This window comes from Pseudoalteromonas sp. Ps84H-4, assembly GCF_024124645.1.
GTDB lineage: Bacteria > Pseudomonadota > Gammaproteobacteria > Enterobacterales > Alteromonadaceae > Pseudoalteromonas > Pseudoalteromonas lipolytica_C.
This window is the reverse complement of record NZ_JAMXSK010000001.1, coordinates 336601-355476: the sequence shown is the minus strand read 5'-3', so window position 1 is coordinate 355476 and position 18876 is coordinate 336601. Positions and strand designations below refer to the sequence as shown.

Annotated in this window: 19 protein-coding genes; 11 read left to right on the top strand and 8 right to left on the bottom strand. The window is 36.6% G+C overall.

Annotated features, from left to right (window positions below):
* The first annotated feature begins 6 nt into the window (after positions 1 to 6).
* Together NH454_RS01645 and NH454_RS01640 are read left to right on the top strand one after the other, a co-directional pair.
* Positions 7 to 1149, top strand: a complete 1143-nt coding sequence (locus tag NH454_RS01645; RefSeq protein WP_253038102.1) for a methyltransferase domain-containing protein — start codon at positions 7 to 9, stop codon at positions 1147 to 1149.
* 6 nt (positions 1150 to 1155) lie between these two features.
* Positions 1156 to 2340: a glycosyltransferase family 2 protein gene (locus NH454_RS01640; protein WP_253038100.1), complete on the top strand. Its 1185-nt coding sequence runs from the start codon at positions 1156 to 1158 to the stop codon at positions 2338 to 2340.
* A gap of 14 nt (positions 2341 to 2354) precedes the next feature.
* Here the strand turns inward: NH454_RS01640 and NH454_RS01635 are convergent, their stop codons facing one another.
* From NH454_RS01635 to NH454_RS01605, 7 genes are read right to left on the bottom strand one after another with little or no spacing between them, the layout of a single operon-like run.
* Positions 2355 to 3269, bottom strand: coding sequence for a glycosyltransferase family 2 protein (locus tag NH454_RS01635; RefSeq protein WP_253038098.1), 915 nt, complete (start codon positions 3267 to 3269; stop codon positions 2355 to 2357).
* Positions 3241 to 4593: a sulfotransferase gene (locus tag NH454_RS01630; protein ID WP_253038097.1), complete on the bottom strand. Its 1353-nt coding sequence runs from the start codon at positions 4591 to 4593 to the stop codon at positions 3241 to 3243. The genes NH454_RS01635 and NH454_RS01630 overlap by 29 nt, the downstream gene beginning before the upstream one ends.
* Positions 4586 to 5245, bottom strand: a complete 660-nt coding sequence (locus NH454_RS01625) for a class I SAM-dependent methyltransferase (protein ID WP_253038096.1) — start codon at positions 5243 to 5245, stop codon at positions 4586 to 4588. Before NH454_RS01625 ends, NH454_RS01630 begins: the two co-directional genes overlap by 8 nt.
* Positions 5246 to 5252: 7 nt before the next feature.
* Positions 5253 to 6242: a hypothetical protein gene (locus NH454_RS01620; protein WP_253038095.1), complete on the bottom strand. Its 990-nt coding sequence runs from the start codon at positions 6240 to 6242 to the stop codon at positions 5253 to 5255.
* Between the two features lie 2 nt (positions 6243 to 6244).
* Entirely contained in the window at positions 6245 to 7483 is a 1239-nt protein-coding gene (locus NH454_RS01615) for an aminotransferase class III-fold pyridoxal phosphate-dependent enzyme (protein WP_253038094.1), read from the bottom strand.
* Between the two features lie 2 nt (positions 7484 to 7485).
* Positions 7486 to 8484, bottom strand: coding sequence for a class I SAM-dependent methyltransferase (locus tag NH454_RS01610; protein WP_253038093.1), 999 nt, complete (start codon positions 8482 to 8484; stop codon positions 7486 to 7488).
* Positions 8481 to 9338, bottom strand: a complete 858-nt coding sequence (locus tag NH454_RS01605) for a radical SAM/SPASM domain-containing protein (protein ID WP_253038092.1) — start codon at positions 9336 to 9338, stop codon at positions 8481 to 8483. Before NH454_RS01605 ends, NH454_RS01610 begins: the two co-directional genes overlap by 4 nt.
* A gap of 519 nt (positions 9339 to 9857) precedes the next feature.
* Here NH454_RS01605 and NH454_RS01600 point away from each other — a divergent pair.
* From NH454_RS01600 to NH454_RS01560, 9 genes are read left to right on the top strand one after another with little or no spacing between them, the layout of a single operon-like run.
* Positions 9858 to 10850, top strand: a complete 993-nt coding sequence (locus tag NH454_RS01600; protein WP_253038091.1) for a hypothetical protein — start codon at positions 9858 to 9860, stop codon at positions 10848 to 10850.
* 24 nt (positions 10851 to 10874) lie between these two features.
* Positions 10875 to 11951: a pseudaminic acid synthase gene (gene pseI / locus NH454_RS01595; protein WP_135923844.1), complete on the top strand. Its 1077-nt coding sequence runs from the start codon at positions 10875 to 10877 to the stop codon at positions 11949 to 11951.
* On the top strand, positions 11948 to 12688 hold the full coding sequence (locus NH454_RS01590) for a glycosyltransferase family protein (protein WP_253038090.1): 741 nt from the start codon (positions 11948 to 11950) through the stop codon (positions 12686 to 12688). Before pseI ends, NH454_RS01590 begins: the two co-directional genes overlap by 4 nt.
* Position 12689: 1 nt before the next feature.
* Positions 12690 to 13229 carry a GNAT family N-acetyltransferase gene (locus NH454_RS01585; RefSeq protein WP_253038089.1) on the top strand — a complete coding sequence of 180 codons (540 nt, stop codon included), beginning with the start codon at positions 12690 to 12692 and terminating at the stop codon, positions 13227 to 13229.
* 1 nt (position 13230) lies between these two features.
* Complete coding sequence (locus tag NH454_RS01580) at positions 13231 to 13473, top strand: acyl carrier protein (RefSeq protein ID WP_119853507.1); 243 nt, start codon at positions 13231 to 13233, stop codon at positions 13471 to 13473.
* Positions 13463 to 14209, top strand: a complete 747-nt coding sequence (locus NH454_RS01575) for an SDR family NAD(P)-dependent oxidoreductase (protein ID WP_253038088.1) — start codon at positions 13463 to 13465, stop codon at positions 14207 to 14209. Before NH454_RS01580 ends, NH454_RS01575 begins: the two co-directional genes overlap by 11 nt.
* A gap of 1 nt (position 14210) precedes the next feature.
* Positions 14211 to 15557, top strand: coding sequence for an AMP-binding protein (locus tag NH454_RS01570; RefSeq protein WP_253038086.1), 1347 nt, complete (start codon positions 14211 to 14213; stop codon positions 15555 to 15557).
* Complete coding sequence (locus tag NH454_RS01565) at positions 15541 to 16584, top strand: acyl-protein synthetase (RefSeq protein WP_253038085.1); 1044 nt, start codon at positions 15541 to 15543, stop codon at positions 16582 to 16584. The genes NH454_RS01570 and NH454_RS01565 overlap by 17 nt, the downstream gene beginning before the upstream one ends.
* Positions 16568 to 17701, top strand: a complete 1134-nt coding sequence (locus NH454_RS01560) for an acyl-CoA reductase (RefSeq protein WP_253038084.1) — start codon at positions 16568 to 16570, stop codon at positions 17699 to 17701. The genes NH454_RS01565 and NH454_RS01560 overlap by 17 nt, the downstream gene beginning before the upstream one ends.
* On the opposite strand, the gene pseC is transcribed toward NH454_RS01560, so the two are convergent.
* On the bottom strand, positions 17693 to 18868 hold the full coding sequence (gene pseC / locus NH454_RS01555) for a UDP-4-amino-4,6-dideoxy-N-acetyl-beta-L-altrosamine transaminase (protein WP_253038083.1): 1176 nt from the start codon (positions 18866 to 18868) through the stop codon (positions 17693 to 17695). The genes NH454_RS01560 and pseC overlap by 9 nt on opposite strands.
* Positions 18869 to 18876 lie beyond the last annotated feature (8 nt).

Below are 18876 nucleotides of genomic sequence, written 5' to 3'. Positions count from 1 at the left end.
CTAAAAATGAATTCAATCACTATACAATATGCTTCAAGAAGTACGGTTACAATTATAAAAAATGAATCTACTGAATTGTTCACAACACTAGCATGGCATGTCTCGAAAAGCATCTCAAATTGTGGGAAAATAGTAAGCGATAATCATTTACAATATTTAACTAACATGGAAGCTGATTCGTGTCTAAATGATCTCCATAATGCACTGAATATTGGTGGTACTTTGGAGTTAAATGTCCCTGATTTTGATTATGTAGTTAGCTTATGGCAGGAGGCTACTTGGAAGGAAGCTGAAATCCGTAATCCACACTCTGCAGCAAGTAGCAGCATTAAAGGGATTTTTGGAGAGCAGCATAACACTAATCCTATGTTAGAAAATTATGACAACAAATTGTTGAATAGCTTTCACTCTTGTTATTCTAAAGCAAGATTGAAGTTTTTGTTAGAGAGGGTTGGTTTTACTGATGTGCAAGTTACTTCAAATGCTGGCTGCTTGAACGCTATTGCTAATAAAACAATGAATAAAGGTGAACGTCAAATATCAACCTCATTGGATAATATTAGACCTGACCATCTCAATAGATATGAATTTGCAGCTGACTTTCTGAAGAACAAGATTTCGCTTAAAAAAAATGCAACGCTAAATATTCTTGATTTAGCATGCGGAATTGGTTACGGCTCTTGGATTTTGGCAAACTCGCTAGATGCCAGTGTAACATCTGTAGATGTAGATTCTGGAGCTATTGACTATGCAAAAGAATATTATCAGCATGAGAAAATTAAGTATTTATGTGAAGATGTCAAAACGTGGTCAGAAGTAGACAATGAAAGTTTTGATGTAATTGTATCTTTTGAAACAATTGAACATATCACTTTTGATAAATGGTTATTAAATAGATACTTTCAACTTTTAAGGCCGGGTGGGCTATTAATTGTTTCAACACCTAATGAGACATATATGCCTTTTGATAAGCATATGTTTCCTTTCCATGTAAAGCATTACACAAGCGAAGAAATCTGTGGCCTTTTAACATCTTGTGGTTTTGAAGTTATCGATGAGTTTATGCAGCTGGATAACAAGACCGGAAAAATAGAAAGAGGTAATAGTGGTGTATTCTCTTTATTACTTGGTAGAAAAAAGGAATTATAGGCAAGTATGCTATTCTCTGTTGTAATTCCAGTATTTAATAGGGTGTTAGAGCTTGAGAGGGCCTTAAATTCAGTTGCTTCTCAAACATATAAACCTGAAGAGGTAATAATCATAAATGATGGCTCTGAACTGCAATATACTAAAAAGATACAGTGTTTAATAAAAAACTATGCTGAGATAAATGTTAGACTGATAACTTACCCAAACAATGTTAATGGTGCATACGCGCGCAACGTAGGTATTAATAACGCTAAGGCTGAATTTATTTGCTTTTTGGATTCTGATGATGAGTGGGAAATAGATAAACTTGATAGAATAAGGTCATTACATGTAAATAATCCTCAATGTCAATTTTTTTATAACCAATATCGAAATGTCATAGCAGGCAAAGCTCGAGAACCTTTGCCAGTTAAAGGAATTTGTAAGGATCAGTCTGTAGCTGAATATACTTTCATTAGTAATCAAGGTAAGTCAGGCATTCAATCTAGCTGTATTTGTATCAAAAGTAATTTAGCAAAGCTTATAAGATTCGATGATAGCCTAACAGGACATCAAGATTGGGATTTTGCCATTCGCGCTTTAAGCAACTGTGATGACGTTTTATTTATAGAAGAAGCCCTTACTCTAAGGCATGTAGATGGTTCTGAAGAAGGGAAGGTGTCTACAAGTCTAGCTTATGATTTCTCCTGCTCATTTATTAAAAAACTAGAAAATTATTTTAGTATTAAGGCTATGGCTGCATATGCGCTTAATATTCTTTTGCCTAAAAAATTATTTTCAAATAAACCATTGATTTACATTAATAAATATGAAGTGTTGGCTTTTGTTTTTTATCCATTTGAATTTATGTCTGAGTTTAGAGCTCATTATTTGTTTAGGAAAAGATACACTAGAATACTAAGGCTTTGTAAAAAGAATGATTTTAATAAAGTAATTTTAGTTGGTTGGAATAGCTATAGCCGATACATTGAACAGCAGATGGTAAAAAGTGGGATAGAAGTCGTGTGTGTTATTGATAAATATAAGCGCATATCCTCACATAATTCAGTAAATGTATTAGGGTATGATGTTTTAAATACTGACTTAACCAAAGATGTTAAATGTGTTATTACTGTAACTGATCTTCACCATGAAAGTATGGCGGCTGATGTTCGCAGTTATCAGCCAAAAACTAGATTAGAGTATTTCTAAATCTAATAAATATATTATTTCCTTATGTAGCCAAAAAATAACCCAAATACAAATGAAATACTTGCCATTTTATAAACACATGCATTAATGCTTCTAAACTTTTTAAAATCCTCGTAAGGAGAGAGTTTATGTAACTTTTGAGTAGAATATCTCTTTAAATTTTCATAATCCTTTTTCTTATTGTATATTTCCCAAAAATCTCTTCCCAAGGCAAACTGTTTTTTCCATGACCATACTAAAGACTGTTTTTTCAAAGGTGTTAGATGTATCATTTTCCATAGTTTACTAAACCCAAGTTTATATCCAGCCATAGCTAAGTTTCTTTGAGTATGTATTTCTTCACCATAGCTAATTTTATTATTACTCATACCTATGTCAGTAGGAAAGCCACCAACAGACTTCAAAGGTAAAAGTTTGTAAGCTGCAATACCTCCAGAAAAATATGAAGTTTTTAATATACCTTCAGACTCATCTTTTGGAAACATGTGTACGTTGGTTTCAAATTCATCATAAAACCATGCTTTTTTTCCTTCGGCATACCAAGGAGTGTATAAGCCCCCAAAAGCATCAAACGGATAAGTACTTGCAATGCGATTAAGTTGAATAAGCCAATCATCAGCTACCAGAGCATCATCATCGAGGTAGACAATCCATTCTGTGTCACAATGACTTATAGCTGCATTTCTTGCATTGCCTAAACCAACCTCAGTACAATTTATAGAATCAATTTTTTCATTTTTTTCACTAATAAACTTTATATATGAAGCCGTGTTATCTGTTGAGTTATTATTGACTATTAATAGTTTTGATTCATTAGATTGGTTAATTAATGTTAGTAACTGCTCTACTGTTTTTGATAGATACTTAACCCTATTTCTTGTACATATTACAATTGTATACTTATGGGATATAGAAGATGTTTTTGTCATAGGTAAAGCCTAATTCTTCCAACATTTTACGTGCAAAGAAGTAATGGTATGTTGTTGTTATTAATACTATATCACTGTCAGGGGTGAGAAGGTGCGGTGATAAAATTGGTAGTTCAAACCTTGAATCATTTTTCTTAGCAGGAGATAAATCAATAACTCCTTTTAAAGGAAGTATTTTATTTAGATAGTAATCATTTAAACAATGAAGAGTTTCACTACCAGCACTATATAAATAGTAGCTTTTATCTTTTTTAAAGGGGATTAGGTCTAGAAAGCTATGAGCTCCTTTGTTGTTTGAATGTTCTACTTTATTAACTCTAAGGTCATTACTTTCTACCCTTAGATCAAAAGTTATTATATTTTCAAATACTTTGCCTTTTATTTCTTTTCCTTTGTACTCTAATGTTGCTTCGTTTTTTGATAGGCTTTGAATACTTTTGTCAAAAATAAGGCAAATACAACCAAGAGATTTTAATCTTAAAGTATGCGTTGTAGATTTTTTTTCTATTTCGGCACCACAACAAATAAAGTGTATTTCAGCTATACTTGTGGGAAGTCTCAGATAAGCGGTATCTTCATATACTTCATAGCCAAGTTCTTTAACATAATTAAATTGGTAGTTTTGTAATGCTAGATCTATGGATGGAATTTTAGTTTTCCATTTAGAGAGTACAGATGAATTTTTTTTATGTACTCCTTGCTCTTCACTCATAGCAGTATCTTGAGCATGTGATATTCGTTTCAAAAGTGGGAACAGCATACTCTGGAAATAATTAACATTTAAAAAATTTGATAACTTTCTTAAGGTTTGCTCAGGAATTGAGCAAAGCTGCTCATATTGTATTGTTATGTACGGATTTCCACTTTCCTCTACAACTTTAGTAATGTTAAGTAAATCTTTTCCAGAGTTGTAATGACCAATACCTGTACTCAATAGGGATAAATGAAGATCTCTGGGATCTCTCAAAAGCAAGATTACTCTAGCTTTTGGGTAGAGAGCTATTAAATCCTTTATGTATGGTATATTCCTTGTGCCGATAAATTGAAGCCCCCACTTTTTACTTTTAACATCATCAAACAATATTGAGTGGGATGCTTTTATAGCTTGCCACCACAATGAAGGTGCTGGTAAGTGTTGGGCTGAAATATCATCAACCTCAAAAAAACGGTGATATTGAAGTCCTGCACTTTTCATATGTGGAAACCAGTGAACTTCATCACTTAAATGGAGGCTAGGATGACTGTTAACAATAGATTGGAACAAGGTAGTACCACAGCGACCTAAGCTAAAAAATAAAAAATGAGGCTCATTAATTTTATTCATGCAAAGGTCTCATTTGGAAGTGACCGTCAGTATGAGTTTCATTATCATCATAATACTCTGCGCTTATTAGTTGCCATTCATTCATATTTGCTAAGAAGCGTTGAGTTCCATCAAAATATGGTAATTTTTCGAGCCCATACTTTTGTTCTCTAGCGAAGGCGTTTGAGATAATAAGTAAACCATTTTGCTTAAGAACTGCTCTAATAGAAGATAAAGCTTCTTCTATATCGTCGACTATATACCACAATAACTGGTTCAAAATTACAACATCTACAGATTTTCTAGAAAACTGTGAAGACAATTCTTTTGCGTTGCAAACGAAAAAGTTAGGGTCGGAAAATAACTTTTGAGCTTTAATTATAGCTGTTTGACTTAAGTCTACACCAAAGACTTCTGATGTCGGGTGGTGAACTTTTATTTGGTTTGTAAAATGTCCTAAACCACAGCCAACTTCTATAATTAAGCTTTTTTCTTCTTTATTATCAATTTTATTGAGAATTCTCTGTCTTGATTTTTGGTAGTATCTTGCCATATCACCTTGGCCACTTTGGCACCAAGGGTCTTCATCCGCTTGGTAAAATCCTTCAAAATCACCAATAAAGTCTAGTTTGCCATTCGTATTTTTGAAAATGTAATCCTTTGAATCAGCCATAATTTTCCTAACTTTCAATTGAAGATGTAGCGATGTAATCTGATAAAAGTGATTGTTCATTACAAACACTTAATTTTATCCCATTTGGCTTTAACACCACTCTATCGATAAGATTGATATATGTAACTATATCTAAGCAATTTAACTTCTCAGTGATCTTTCTATCAGCACTGGCATGGATTTTTGTTACATTTTGATTCCATTGAGCTATTTCATAGTCTCTGCGAACAGCCTCTCTTACGCCGGAGTAAATGCCCTCTTCGTCATCTTGTTGATTCCAAAAATAGTCGCTATTCCCAAGATCTACACCCAAAAGTCGAATGTCTTTATATCCCAATTTACAAGCAAAATGTATAGCGCAGTCTAAATTAGAAGCATGATGAATCAACGGGTGATTATTATCTAAGAAGTGTCTTTTTAAATAGGATTCTATAAATTTTTCTTCTCTGGATTTGAGTACCAAAGGGGAATAGAACTTTATTCTAGAGGCATTATTAGGCTCTAAGCTATTTGGGTTCTGTAGCAGGTGGCGTATATGGACAAGCACTGATTCATTGTGCCTTGTAGAATTATTTATAAGTTTGCTTTCAATTAAGCGGAAAGCTTCACTAGATTTACCTAGTTCTACAATATGTATGTCAGGACTAAAATGGTGGTTATAGAAATAATTTACACCGATTGAATAGTTTTCTTTTATTTGTGACCAATTTTTATCCGATAACTCATTTATACTTGCGCCACACCCAAGTATATATGCAATATCGCCTTTGGTTGTAATATTATTAAAATCCTTAAATTCTTCGCCTTTTAAAATCCTAGACTCCTTTAAGAACATTCTCGAAAGAAATCTATCCCACTTGATTTCTTGTAACTGCTTATGACTGATGTTTTCATATTGACCAAATAGTATGCTTAATTTTGACAACATACCATATGATTTAAATAAAAAAGGTGCATACTTTCGATATGTTTTAGTTTTGAAAGATAGGCTTTTCATTTTTACAAAAACTCACATGTTTCAATACAACTTGATATTATGGCCTCTCTAGCTAACCTGAGTTCGGGTTCTTTATGCTCAAAAGAAGGAAGAATAATTCCGTTTGTTGGCCAGAAAATCTCCTTTTTTTTAATTATGTCCTTAAACGTTTTTTGTAAAGTAGCTGGCATTTCAAGCTTATCTCTCTCAGCTCGAGACTTAAAAGGTTTATCTGTGAATGCAAGCCTCAAGAATGGGCCATTGGAAATTATTTTGAATGGTAAGTTTTTGCTTAGTAACTCGGAGTTTATAGTGTTTTTAAAGGTATCCGATTCAGTATTAAAAGAAGTATAATTTTTTTGTATTAACTGCTTTAATGTTGCCGTTGCAGCTACAGCCATCAAAGGGTTCGCAGAATATGTTCCACCTGTAATCACTGCATTTTCAGGATTCCCAAAACTCATTTGAGATACTTTTTCATTTATAACAGTAAGCCCAACTGGTAAGCCTCCTGCGAAAGATTTTCCATATGTAATTATGTCAGGTTTCAAGCCTAATTTAGGTGATGCGCCAGAGAGTGATACTCTAAACCCTGAAATGATCTCATCCGCAATTATTAAGATGTTATGTTGTGAACAAAAGGCTGTTAATTTTTTAAGAAACCCAGAAATATTTTTTTGTGGGTTAGAGCCTTGGATCGGTTCTATAATAATTGCAGCTAACTTTTCTTTGTGCCTTTCTAAAGTTTCGAAAGTTTTATCACAATTATAAGGAACAATTAATCTATCTCTATTAATAGAAGTAGGTATACCAAAGTTTAATGCTTGCTTATCTAGATCAAATCGTGAGCCTGAATCATGTAATGTCCATTCATTTGAACCATGCCAGCCGCCTTCAAATGAGGCGATTAATGATTTGCCTGAGGCTAACCTAGAAATTCTTATCGCTTTTTGAGTTGCTTCAGTTCCACTATTACTAAATATATAGTCTGAATATTCAGAGGGAACTACTTGTGATAGGAGTTCACAAGTCTCATGTATATATTGATTGTTTGAAAGGTAAATAGTGCCTTTACTCACCTGACTTTGTATTGCAGATACAATTTCAGGGTTAGAATGACCTAGAAGTTGAGAACCTGCAGCCATACATAAATCAAGTAGTCTTTGACCTCTTTTAGTATAAAGGTATGCACCTTCAGCTTTTACTATTTGATTTGAATCTTCGTTTGACTCATAGCCAGCATGCCTGAGGGAATAGTTCATAATCATCTTACTTTCTGAGCTATAACAAAAATATTACCAGCTAACTTGCAGTCACTTAGTAACTGAGAAAAGCCTGACGCAAATTGTTCATTATAAATTTGGGTTTGTAGAAACTCTCCAATAGAGTTGCTGGAGTTTTCTAACAGAAATTTCTGTACGTATGAAACATCTAAAGAGCCATTTAATGTAAAGTAATCGACTAGTTTAAATCCTGATTTTTCAAGTAAGACATTAATAGAGTCAAGATTGAACAGGTTTATATGTCCTGGTGGCAAAATTTGTACATGCTCAGTACCTGCAATTTGCCACTCGAAACTTGAAGTATTTGGAGTTGAGAAAAACCAAAAGCCATCCTCTCTAAGAACTTCACTGATACTTTCAGAGAGAGCTATAGGATCACGTATATGCTCAATCGTATCCCACATTGTAACTAAATCAAAAGCCTGAGGGTTATTCAAGTTCTCTATAAGAGTGGTGTATATCTCAATATCGGGATAGCGAGATTTTAATTTATTACATGCATCTACGCTGGGATCACAACAAGTTATATGGAAGGACGAAGCATCTCTTTTTAAGGCTTCAATAAAAATACCAATTGCACTCCCAACATCTAGCAATTTACCTGACGAGATATAGTTTTTAATTTTTTCAATACGTTTGGTGAATATCGGAACTCGATTTTCGAAAGACTCTTCAAAAAACTCATTTTCGAACTCCTTCATTTCACTATTATAATAAATCTCTAGTTGCTCTTCGCTAGGCATAGGGTTACAAAAAATATGAGAGCACTCTGAGCACTTATCAAGATTAAAGCCAAATTTCTCAGTGAAATCAATTAAACTCTTGCTGCTACAAACTGGACAGCAATCTAAAGACTCTGAATTTTTCGTTTGACTTAAAATCCTCTCAGCAATCTGACTCATCATATCTTTTAGCTTTATTTGCTTTTTTTTGGTGTGAACTTGGTCAAAAGTTATATTATTTGAATGCTCTTTTGTCATAGTTTAAGTTCCCAATGCTCTTTATGCTTGTACCCGTGAAGAGTGCCATCTGTATTACACTTATGGCATGGGTCACATGTTCTTGATCCTTTTAGAAGCTTCTTTCGATAGTTATTGAATGCTTGCCCTTGCCAAACATCTAATAAACTTTGACCGGCAACATTTCCAAATTTAACTTTCTTATTCCAATCTTGCATGCAGAGTAATACATCTCCATTCCAGTCGATTGTCATTGAGTAAGCCGTGTAATAGCATGGGTGGTTGGGGATTATTTCAGGTTGATCTCCTGTTTGAATCGTGCCTGCTCTGTTTGTTAGCTTTAAACCAAAGTCATCCTCACCAGTATGCCATCTATCTCTTAATATATAGTCATTCTCAGATAACCCAGATTCGGCAAAAAGACTTTTAAAGTGTTCGATTTGCTCTGGGCCATCATACATACTTACAACGAAATAATTTAGCCCAGCTGCTTTTAGCTTTTGTATATAGCGAGGTTTTAACTTATCGCCATTTGTAACCATTTCAAGGCGAATCTCTTTAGGAAAAGCGGCTATGATTTCCTCAAAGTGCGGACATAAAGTAGGCTCAGAGTACCCTGAAAATACAACAACACCTTTATAGTTTAATTCTAGTAGTTCTTGCCCAATTTTTCTTGCTATATCAACAGACATATGTAGGTTTTGGTTCGGGTAGATTGAATCATCAATTCTCGGGCAAAATTCACATTTTCTGTTGCAAAGCTCTGTAATATTAATATCTAACCAGCTAAAAAGAGGCACATCATCAATAAATTGAACATCGTCGATATAAGAAGATTTTCTTCTAAGGTTACTTTTGGTCGCTTCGTTGAGCATAATTCTCTCTTTTTTTAGCGCTATACAGTATACAAACATGCAAGCATGTTTGATGCCATTTTGTCAATTTGACTCAAACTTTAATGTTAGATAATAAACACACTTTTAGGGTAAAAGTTAAATCACGCTTTGTTCTCTAAAAGTAATTGATTTCTTCACAGTTTGAAAGCTAGTTAAGAAAGAACAAGAAGTTACAGTGTTGTTTTTAATTGCTAAACTTTCAATTGAGTGTCAATTTGAATCTCAGTTAATATTTATCGGCAATAGTTTAATTTTCTAAATGGCCTAGGCTATTTTGTTACCATAAAGTTGCTTCTAATGATTATTTAATTGAACGACAAAATTCATCTTAAACTATTTTGAGCCTAAATTTCAGTCCATCATAATAGTAGCGGTCGTTACATAATGTGATTGTATCATGTTTTTTTTGTTTTATTTTCAATGTGTTGTGGTTTTTATTAAAGAAAGGTGTTTTGTGAACCTAAACTAAATATTATGACTATTTAATGGGCGAATTAAGTGAAGGTAAGTGCAGTTTTAAATTTAGCAATCTATGCAAATGCAAGCCAGCAAATTGGCTATGGGCATGTAATGCGACAAATAGCGTTGATCGAAGTGCTGCTTAACAAACAGCATAAGGTCACACTTTTTTACCGTGATTTAGCCCCTCAATTGCATGGTAAACTCAGCGGGATGGGGGTGGTTCTAAAGTGTGCTGTAGATGAAATCGCTCTTGTAACCATGCTATCAAAAGCCGATATTTTAATTGTCGATGATTATGCTCTATCAAACGAAACAATAATTCAGTTAAAAAACACCGTAAAACAACTTGTTATATTTGATGATGGCACGTATCAGGAGCCATTAGAATTTGATTTAATCGTCAATCCTAGCGATGTAGTCGATACAATTCATAAAGCGCCTAGGGTGTTACAAAGTTTAGATTATCGGCTAATAAGAAGTGAGTTTAAATCGTATAGGGCGCGCGAACGCTTTATTGAAAAGAGTATCTTCATTAGTTTAGGTGGTACGGATGTCAAAATGTTGACTCCCGAGCTTTGCCAACAACTTGTTGCTAGTAATGATATTACAAAGCTCGTTGTTGCAGTGAGTAGTAGTTGTTCAGAAAATACACTTACTTTGCTCAAAAGGTTAAAGCAACATGCTAAATTTGAATTACATATTGATTATCCAAATCTCGCTAGATTAATGAGTGAAGCTGATATTGCTATTACGTCAGCAGGGGGGAGTTTGTACGAATTAATGTATTTAGGCGTACCAACGATTGCTTTAGTTTTGGTTGATAACCAATCTCAAGCATTAGACTCAACACTAAACAATGCGGCTTATCAATGCATAGATTTTAGAAGTGAGCAGCCTGACTTTGCTAATGTGGTAAAACAGGCTCTATTTTTGCTTAATTCAGCCGATAAAAAGAGAAAGTTGTCACTTTATAGCCAACAGGCAATTGATGGCATGGCAGCAGAGCGCATTATTGAAGCGCTAGATTAATCAAATAATGGTCGAAGTAATATAATGAAAAAATTTGATGTTGGGCAATTGCACAAGAGTATCAATATTGATGGTGTCGATATTGGTGAAAATTATCAACCTTACACGATTGCCGAACTTTCAGGAAATCACGGTGGCGATATTAATAAAGCACTTGAACTAATTGATGCAGCAGCAAAAACGGGTGCAAGTGCAATTAAAATTCAAACATATCGTCCAGATACAATTACCCTGGATCATGATGGTCCTGAATTTGTTGTGAAAGATAAATTATGGCAGGGTCGCACCTTATATGAATTATATGAGGAAGCACATACACCTTGGCATTGGCACGAGGCATTATTTGCACGAGCTAAAGAGCATGGCATCACTTTGTTTTCTTCACCATTTGATAAAACAGCAATTGATTTACTCGAAGATTTAAATTGCCCTGCATATAAAATAGCCTCATTCGAAATTACTGATATTGGTCTGATTCAATACGCTGCTAAAACGGGTAAGCCTATCATCATGTCGACGGGGATGGCGACGCTCGCTGAGATTGAAGAAGCAGTCACTGCTGTGAAAGAAGCGGGTGGCACGCAGTTAGCTATTCTTCATTGCGTGAGTGGGTATCCTACTCCAATTGCTGATTGTAATCTTTCAACCTTGGCCTATTTACATCAGTATTTAGATATACCTGTAGGGTTAAGTGATCACAGTTTGGCGGATACTGCTGCGATTGCCTCTGTTGCCTTAGGTGGCAGTATTATTGAAAAGCACTTCAAAATGGCGAACGATACAACAAGTGTCGATGCCGCTTTTTCATTAGATCCAAATGAATTTTCTCGCATGGTGTCTGCGGTTAAAAATACCAAAAGCGCACTGGGTGAGCCTAGTTTTAGACTGGCAAAAAGCGAGCAAGATAATGTTGCATTTCGTCGTTCACTTTATATTGCAGAAGATATCAAAGAGGGCGAGTTATTTACCGAACAAAACCTGCGTTCTGTACGTCCTGGCTTGGGATTGCATCCGCGTTATTTAGATGAATTAATTGGTAAACCTGCGAAACAAGCGTTAACGAAAGGAACACCGATGAAACTAGAGTACGTAACACAATGAAGATTGTAGCCTGCTCACAAGCGCGACTTGATTCAACACGGTTACCTGGAAAAGTATTGCTACAGGTTGGGGGGAAGTCGTTACTTGACTACCACATCAGCCGTGTTACTCAAGCTACAAAATTGGTTGAGCATGTTATTGCGACCAGCGAGAATGAAAATGACAATAAGATAGTCACATTTTGCGAGCAACGAGGCGTTAGAGTTATTAGAGGCAGCAAAGATAATGTACTGCTTCGTTTCAACACAGTGGCAGATGAATTAGCATTAGATAACGAGGACCGTATTATTCGTTTGACGGCTGATTGCCCATTAGTTGATAGTAAATTGATTGATGAGTTAGTTAGTAGTCACTTAGCGCAAGGTGATGACTATACAAGTCTTAATACGGGCAATCTTATTCGTGGATTTGACGCAGAAATTATGTCAGTTGCAGCACTTAGGTATGCAGCTAAACAGGCTACTAAAGACTATGAGCGTGAACACGTTACACCTTACATCTATCAGCATCCTGAGTTATTCAAATGTGGTCACTTTAAAGCGTTGACTAATATCAGTAGTGCTGCGAGGTTATGTATTGATGAGCCTGCCGATTTTACAATGTTTGAAGCGCTAGTTGCTGCCTACCCTGATGATCTTCTGTGTGCAAGCAGTCGAGATATAATGGCTTTTTTAGCACAGCATCCAGCTATTGCGCAGCTTAATTTACATGTACATCAAAAGCGCTTAGGTGAATAATATGCACATCGCAAATTATGCTGTTACATTAAAGCGGGTAACCGAACAAGATTGTGAGCGTGTATTGCAGTGGCGCAACATGCCACATGTGCGTCAGCAAATGACCAACCAACAATCTATCCCATGGGATGATCACCAAATTTGGTTTAAGAATATGTTGGTTGATAATTGCCAACGTCATTTTGTTATTTACTACAAAGAGCAGCCAATAGGCGTGATTAATGTTAAGTCAGATCAGCCGATTGAAAACGCCAACCGCGCTGAAATTGGTATTTATATCAGTGACACTCATTTTTTGGGTAATTTAATTGCCTTTGCGCCTTCGCTTGCATTGATTGATTATCTTTTTAATGAGTTAAATGTTAAAGAGTTATATTCAGAAGTAAGGCGAGAAAATACAGCGGCAATCCGCTATAATCAACAACTTGGCTACCAATTGGCAGACCACCCAACAAACCAGGCGTTAGTCAGTATTTCGTTAACTCATGACGACTATTTTCATGCAACGCCTAAACTTAAGTCATTTTTAAACCGAGGTTAATGTGTCACTTAATAAACTGACAGATGCGTTTGTTAGCGTATTAGAAATCGAACAAGACGAAGTATGTGACCAGTTAAGCTATTCAGAGCATCCCAAATGGGACTCTATGAGCCATATGATGCTGGTAGCAGAATTAGAAGCGCAATTTGATATTATGCTTGATACGGATGATATTATTGATATGAGTTCGTTTTTAAAAGCCAAACAAATTCTATCAAAATATGGGGTGTCATTTGACGAGTAATAGCAGCCGAGTATTGATCACTGGTGGTAGCAGCGGTATTGGCTTTGCGGTGGCAAAGCGACTGCTAGAGGATGACTCAAAACTATTATTGGTAGCGCGGGACGAACAACGTTTACAAGCAGCGCAGCAAGCGCTTAAAGCGGATTATCCAGATGCAGATGTTATTGTTTTTGTTGCCGACACGTCTGTTCCTGCTGAAATAAAGAAAATATTTGCTTATTTGCAGCAACAAAAATGTTCATTGTCAGGGCTTATCCATTGCGCGGGAAGTATGCTTGAAGCGCCATTGATGATGGTACGAGAAGAGCAAATTGATGATCAATACGCTGTCCATTTAAAATCTGCACTAATGCTTTGTCAAAGCGCCAGTAAAATGATGCTTAGAGCGAAACAGGGCAGTTTAGTCCTGGTAAGCTCTGTTGTGGCTGAACAAGGAAGCAGTGGGCAAGTTGTTTATGCAAGTATGAAATCAGCAATGAGCGGGTTGGTTAAAAGTCTTGCTCAAGAGCTTGGTACATTTAATATTCGCGTTAACTGTGTAAGCCCGGGCGTAATAGACACTCCTTTGCTTGCTCACTACGATGATGAAAAAAAGCAGCAACTGGCTGAAAAGTCAGCACTAAAACGCTTAGGCAAGGCAAGCGAAGTCGCTAATTTAGTTCGTTTTTTATTAGCTGATGAAAGTCGCTATATTACAGCTCAAAATATCGCTGTTGATGGTGGTTTAAGGTTGTAATATGCATGGTGAGTTTTGGCAATTAGATAATAAAAACCCTGAGGCAAAGCTTTATTACAAAGACCATTGCATAGATTACAATGAGCTAGAAGCTCAAGTGCAGCAGGCCGTAAACTCATTGCCATCTGAGCGATGTTTAATTGCTTTAGTTGCGCAATCAACTCTCGATTTTGTCATTTTTTACTTAGCAGCGCTTAGACAATCTCATGTTGTGTTATTAGTTGATGCAGCCCTCGCTGAAAACGACAGAAATGCGCTACTAGAGCACTATCAAGTTAATCTGCTTATTGAAGGAAATAAAATTCACTCATTAAGTGATTACACACATCAATTAGCTGATGAACTATGTTTGTTACTATCAACCAGTGGTTCAACAGGCTCCCCTAAGTTGGTAAAGTTAAGTAAAGCTAATTTGGCTGCAAACTGCGCTTCAATAAATCAGTTTTTACCGATACTTAAAGATGATGTGGTAATGACCTTTTTACCGTTATCCTATTCGTTTGGTTTGTCTATTTTGCATACCCATTTAGCAATGGGAGCGAGTATTGTGTTGCAATCAGATAGCCCTATGTCGGCTGATTTTTGGCATAATTTTGAGCACTATAAGGTGACCAGCTTTTATGGTGTACCACTGAGTTATCAATTACTTAATAGACTGGGCCTTGAAAAAATGCCGCTTGGCAATGTTCGTTACATGGCGCAAGCTGGTGGTAAGTTACTCGCACGTGATTGGCAATTATTAAGTGATTACACGCACAACAATGACATTGATTTTTTTGTTATGTATGGTCAAACCGAAGCAACAGCGCGCATAGCCTATTTACCCGCAGAGTATTTTAGTCGTCAAATTGGTTTTATTGGTAAAGAGATCCCCGGTGTTGAGCTACAGCTTCTTGACTCAGAAGGTGAACGAGTTGAGCAGTTTGATAGCCAAGGTGAGCTGTGTGTTCGTGGTGGCAATATATTTGGCGGTTATAGTGAAACACTGGCAGAGCTGGGCTATTTCGAAGATATTTCTTTGCTCCATACCGGCGATATTGCAATACAATCGCCATCGGGTTTATATCAAATTGTCGGGCGCTCTAAGCGCATCTGTAAAATAGCTGGGCGTCGGATTAATCTTGATGAATTGCAATCGTGGCTCGACGCTTTGTGCCAATTTGAAGTGGTCTGTGTTGGTAGTGAAGATGAAATAGTTGTTTACTCAGAGCAACCTATCGAAGCGGAAGTAATAAAACAATTAGCCGCTAAGCTTAAGTGCCATAGTCGTTTAATACAAACAGTCGTGCTCGAAGCGATCCCAAGACTAAGTAACTCTAAGGTGGACTATAATGCACTTAAGCAATGAGCAACTCCTCGAGTTGCCAATTTATGGCTTAAACAAAGCGCAAAAGCAGGCGTTTCTTGCATCGCAATTAAGCTTTTTAGATAACTACCACATTCAGCACTGTGCCTTGTATCAGCGCTTACAACAATGCTGTGAGCAAGTATCGCCTTTGACAGTACCATTATTTAAAGAGTTTTTGTTAACCAGTATTACAGCCCAGGATCAGCATCGTTTGCTAACCTCATCAGGCACGCAAGGACCTACCTCTAAAATAACGTTAGATTCTGAAACTGCGCAGTTACAAAGCCGAATTTTAACGAAAACTTTACAGCATTGGCTAGGGAAGCAACGGCTTCCAATGCTTGTTATTGATGCAAAGGCAACCATACAAAAGAAAGCTGGTATGTCCGCCCGCGCAGCTGGTATTCAAGGCATGTTGTTTTTTGGCCGCGATCCACATTTTGCATTAAACGATGACATGACATTAAATATTGAAGTCATTGAGCAATTTTTTGCGAAGTATAAAGACACCCCAGTTTTTATGTTTGGCTTTACTTTTATTGTTTGGCAGCAGTTTATTCAACAGCTGGTGCAAATGGGGAAACGCTATTCGTTTTCAAAAGGCATGCTACTTCATGGTGGTGGCTGGAAAAAAATGCAGCAATCAGCGGTAAGCAATGATGTGTTTAAGCAGCAAATAGCTCAATCTCTTGGTGCTATTAGCGTGCATGATTATTACGGTATGGTTGAACAAACTGGTACCATTTATATTGAGTGTGAACATGGTCATTTACACGCACCTGTTTGGTCAGATATAACTGTTGTTGATGCAGCCACCGCTGAGCCTCTTGGTAACAATCAAGCGGGCGTGATTCTTCTTAATTCGGTTTTGCCAAAGAGTTACCCTGGTCATCGATTATTGACCGAGGATTTAGGAGTGATCCATGGTGAAGATGATTGTGCTTGTGGTCGCTTAGGTAAATATTTTTCAGTGCTTGGCCGTTTGGCGAAGTCACAGGTGAGGGGTTGCAGTGATACCTTTAGTTGATGATCCTCAAGTAGAGTTTTTATTTGGTAACCCGGCTAACTTGAGCAGTTTAGACACCGCATTTAGTGATGATGTCATAAATGAAATAACTGCTTTTTCAACTTTTCTTTTAAAAGCACAGCACTCTAATGCTCATTCGGCGTTGGGCTTTTGGTGCCGTAAAAGTAACGTATTGGCAATGAAGAGCGATTTTAAAAGCTTTGCTCACTCATCATCGAAAGGGCTTATCTTTCATATTACCCCAGCAAATGTTGATACCGTTTATTTTTACAGCTTAATCCTTAGTATTCTGTGTGGTAACAGCAACATAGTGCGCATTAGTGATCGAAGTGGGGATGAAGCGTATCAGCTAATTGATTCTCTAAAGCGCTTTTTAAGTCAGCGTCCTCAATCAGTATTACATGCTTTAATTTGCATTGTTTCTTACCCAAGTTCAGCTGAAGAGCTAACACGATATTTTAGTGAACTATGTGATATGCGGGTAATTTGGGGCGGTGATGACGCAATTGCTAAAATTAACCAGCAATCACCCGTAACAAACCAGATTTGCTTTCCGGATCGCTTCTCCATTGCCGTGTTACACCTTGAAAGTGAAGCTGAAATAGAAGATGCTGCTATACGCTTTACACGTGATTATGTACCTTTCTCACAACAAGCTTGCTCTTCTATAAAAGCTGTTTTGTGGCATAAAACAAGTAAATCTTTACAAGCATTATTCTGGCAGTCTTTAAAGGATAAAGTGCAGTACAATGATGAAGCATTTTCACAAACCGCTCAATATAATCGTTTATATAACTTTCAGCGATTATTATTGATGCATCAATTTAGTGTCGACAACACTTATAAATCTGTTGCGGGTTTAATTTGTGAAGCTGCACCTTTTGATTTAGCTATTTTAGCTGATCACAAAGGCGATGGACTCTTACTAAGCTTTGAACTGGAAAATTTTGATTTTGCAACACATGCAAAATTACAAACTGTTTCTTGTTTTGGCTTAACCACTTCCGAGCTTGAAAAGTTATCTTTCCAAGCGCTTAGAATAACACCTCTCGGTTCAGCGTTAACGTTCAATTACCTGTGGGATGGCGAAAATCTATTAATGGCGTTTTCAAATTAATTGCTGATAGGTTTTAAGCACAGCCTGCTTAATATAATCAATGTCTTGTGATGACAAAGATGGATGCAATGGAATTGTCATTGCTTGTTGGTAATACTGCATGCTTTGCGAGAAGTCACACTTATTAAACCCAAGTTCTTGGTAGTAAGGCTGTAAAAAAATCGGAATGTAGTGAAGGTGAGCTTGAACATCTTGCTCTCTTAGCTGTGTAACCATCTGAGCTTGTTGTTGCTGGGTCGTAAAGTTGATTTTTAAGATATATAAATGATAACTGCTGTAACACTCTGACTTTTGTTTTAGCGGCTCAAGCCCCTGACTTGTAAAGTACTTATCAAAATCTTCAGCTATTTGGTTTCTAATAGAAATAAAGTTATCTAATTGTTTTAACTGGCTAAGCCCTAATGCGGCTTGCAATTCAGTCATTCTATAATTAAAACCAAGTTCAATTTGTTGATAATACCAAGGGCCGTGACTTGGCTCGGTCATTTCATCAGGATGATTTGTAATGCTATGACTTCGTAAGCGTTTCATCTTTTTATCAAGCGCTTCACAGTTGGTAACAGCCATACCCCCTTCAGCAGATGTGATTATCTTAACTGGGTGAAAGCTAAAAACAGTGATGTCAGAGTAATCACAACTGCCAACAGGGTTGCCTTTATACTTGGCGCCAATAGCATGAGAGGCATCTTCAATCACTTTAAAGCCATACTCTTTGGCAAGTTCATTGATTGCTGCCATATCGCATGACTGGCCTGCTAAATGAACTGGGATCACAACTTTAGGGAGTCGCTGGTTTTGTTTGGCTATCGCTAGTTTTTCTTTAAGGGCAACAACAGACATATTGCCTGTCTCAAGGTCGATATCAACAAAGTCGACACTTGCGCCACAATACAGTGCGCAGTTACTTGATGCGACGAATGAGATTGGTGATGTCCATACGATGTCACCAATACCTACACCTAAAGCTAGGCAAGCAATATGTAACGCTGAAGTAGCACTGTTGGTGGCACAAGCATGGTTAGCACTGCAATATTCAGCAATAGCACTTTCAAATGCGGGTACTTTAGGACCTTGTGTTAACCAGTCAGACTGCAAGACATCAATTACGGCATTAATGTCATCTTGCGAAATACTTTGCTTACCGTAGGGAATTAGCTTGTTTGTCATGAGAAGTA

Bases quoted from the DNA above. Each gene is read 5' to 3' on its own strand.
- NH454_RS01645 (WP_253038102.1), top strand. From the start codon at position 7: ATGAATTCAATCACTATACAATATGCTTCAAGAAGTACGGTTACAATT.
- NH454_RS01640 (WP_253038100.1), top strand. From the start codon at position 1,156: ATGCTATTCTCTGTTGTAATTCCAGTATTTAATAGGGTGTTAGAGCTT.
- NH454_RS01635 (WP_253038098.1), bottom strand. From the start codon at position 3,269: ATGACAAAAACATCTTCTATATCCCATAAGTATACAATTGTAATATGT.
- NH454_RS01630 (WP_253038097.1), bottom strand. From the start codon at position 4,593: ATGAATAAAATTAATGAGCCTCATTTTTTATTTTTTAGCTTAGGTCGC.
- NH454_RS01625 (WP_253038096.1), bottom strand. From the start codon at position 5,245: ATGGCTGATTCAAAGGATTACATTTTCAAAAATACGAATGGCAAACTA.
- NH454_RS01620 (WP_253038095.1), bottom strand. From the start codon at position 6,242: ATGAAAAGCCTATCTTTCAAAACTAAAACATATCGAAAGTATGCACCT.
- NH454_RS01615 (WP_253038094.1), bottom strand. From the start codon at position 7,483: ATGAACTATTCCCTCAGGCATGCTGGCTATGAGTCAAACGAAGATTCA.
- NH454_RS01610 (WP_253038093.1), bottom strand. From the start codon at position 8,484: ATGACAAAAGAGCATTCAAATAATATAACTTTTGACCAAGTTCACACC.
- NH454_RS01605 (WP_253038092.1), bottom strand. From the start codon at position 9,338: ATGCTCAACGAAGCGACCAAAAGTAACCTTAGAAGAAAATCTTCTTAT.
- pseI (WP_135923844.1), top strand. From the start codon at position 10,875: ATGAAAAAATTTGATGTTGGGCAATTGCACAAGAGTATCAATATTGAT.
- NH454_RS01590 (WP_253038090.1), top strand. From the start codon at position 11,948: ATGAAGATTGTAGCCTGCTCACAAGCGCGACTTGATTCAACACGGTTA.
- NH454_RS01585 (WP_253038089.1), top strand. From the start codon at position 12,690: ATGCACATCGCAAATTATGCTGTTACATTAAAGCGGGTAACCGAACAA.
- NH454_RS01570 (WP_253038086.1), top strand. From the start codon at position 14,211: ATGCATGGTGAGTTTTGGCAATTAGATAATAAAAACCCTGAGGCAAAG.
- NH454_RS01565 (WP_253038085.1), top strand. From the start codon at position 15,541: ATGCACTTAAGCAATGAGCAACTCCTCGAGTTGCCAATTTATGGCTTA.
- pseC (WP_253038083.1), bottom strand. From the start codon at position 18,868: ATGACAAACAAGCTAATTCCCTACGGTAAGCAAAGTATTTCGCAAGAT.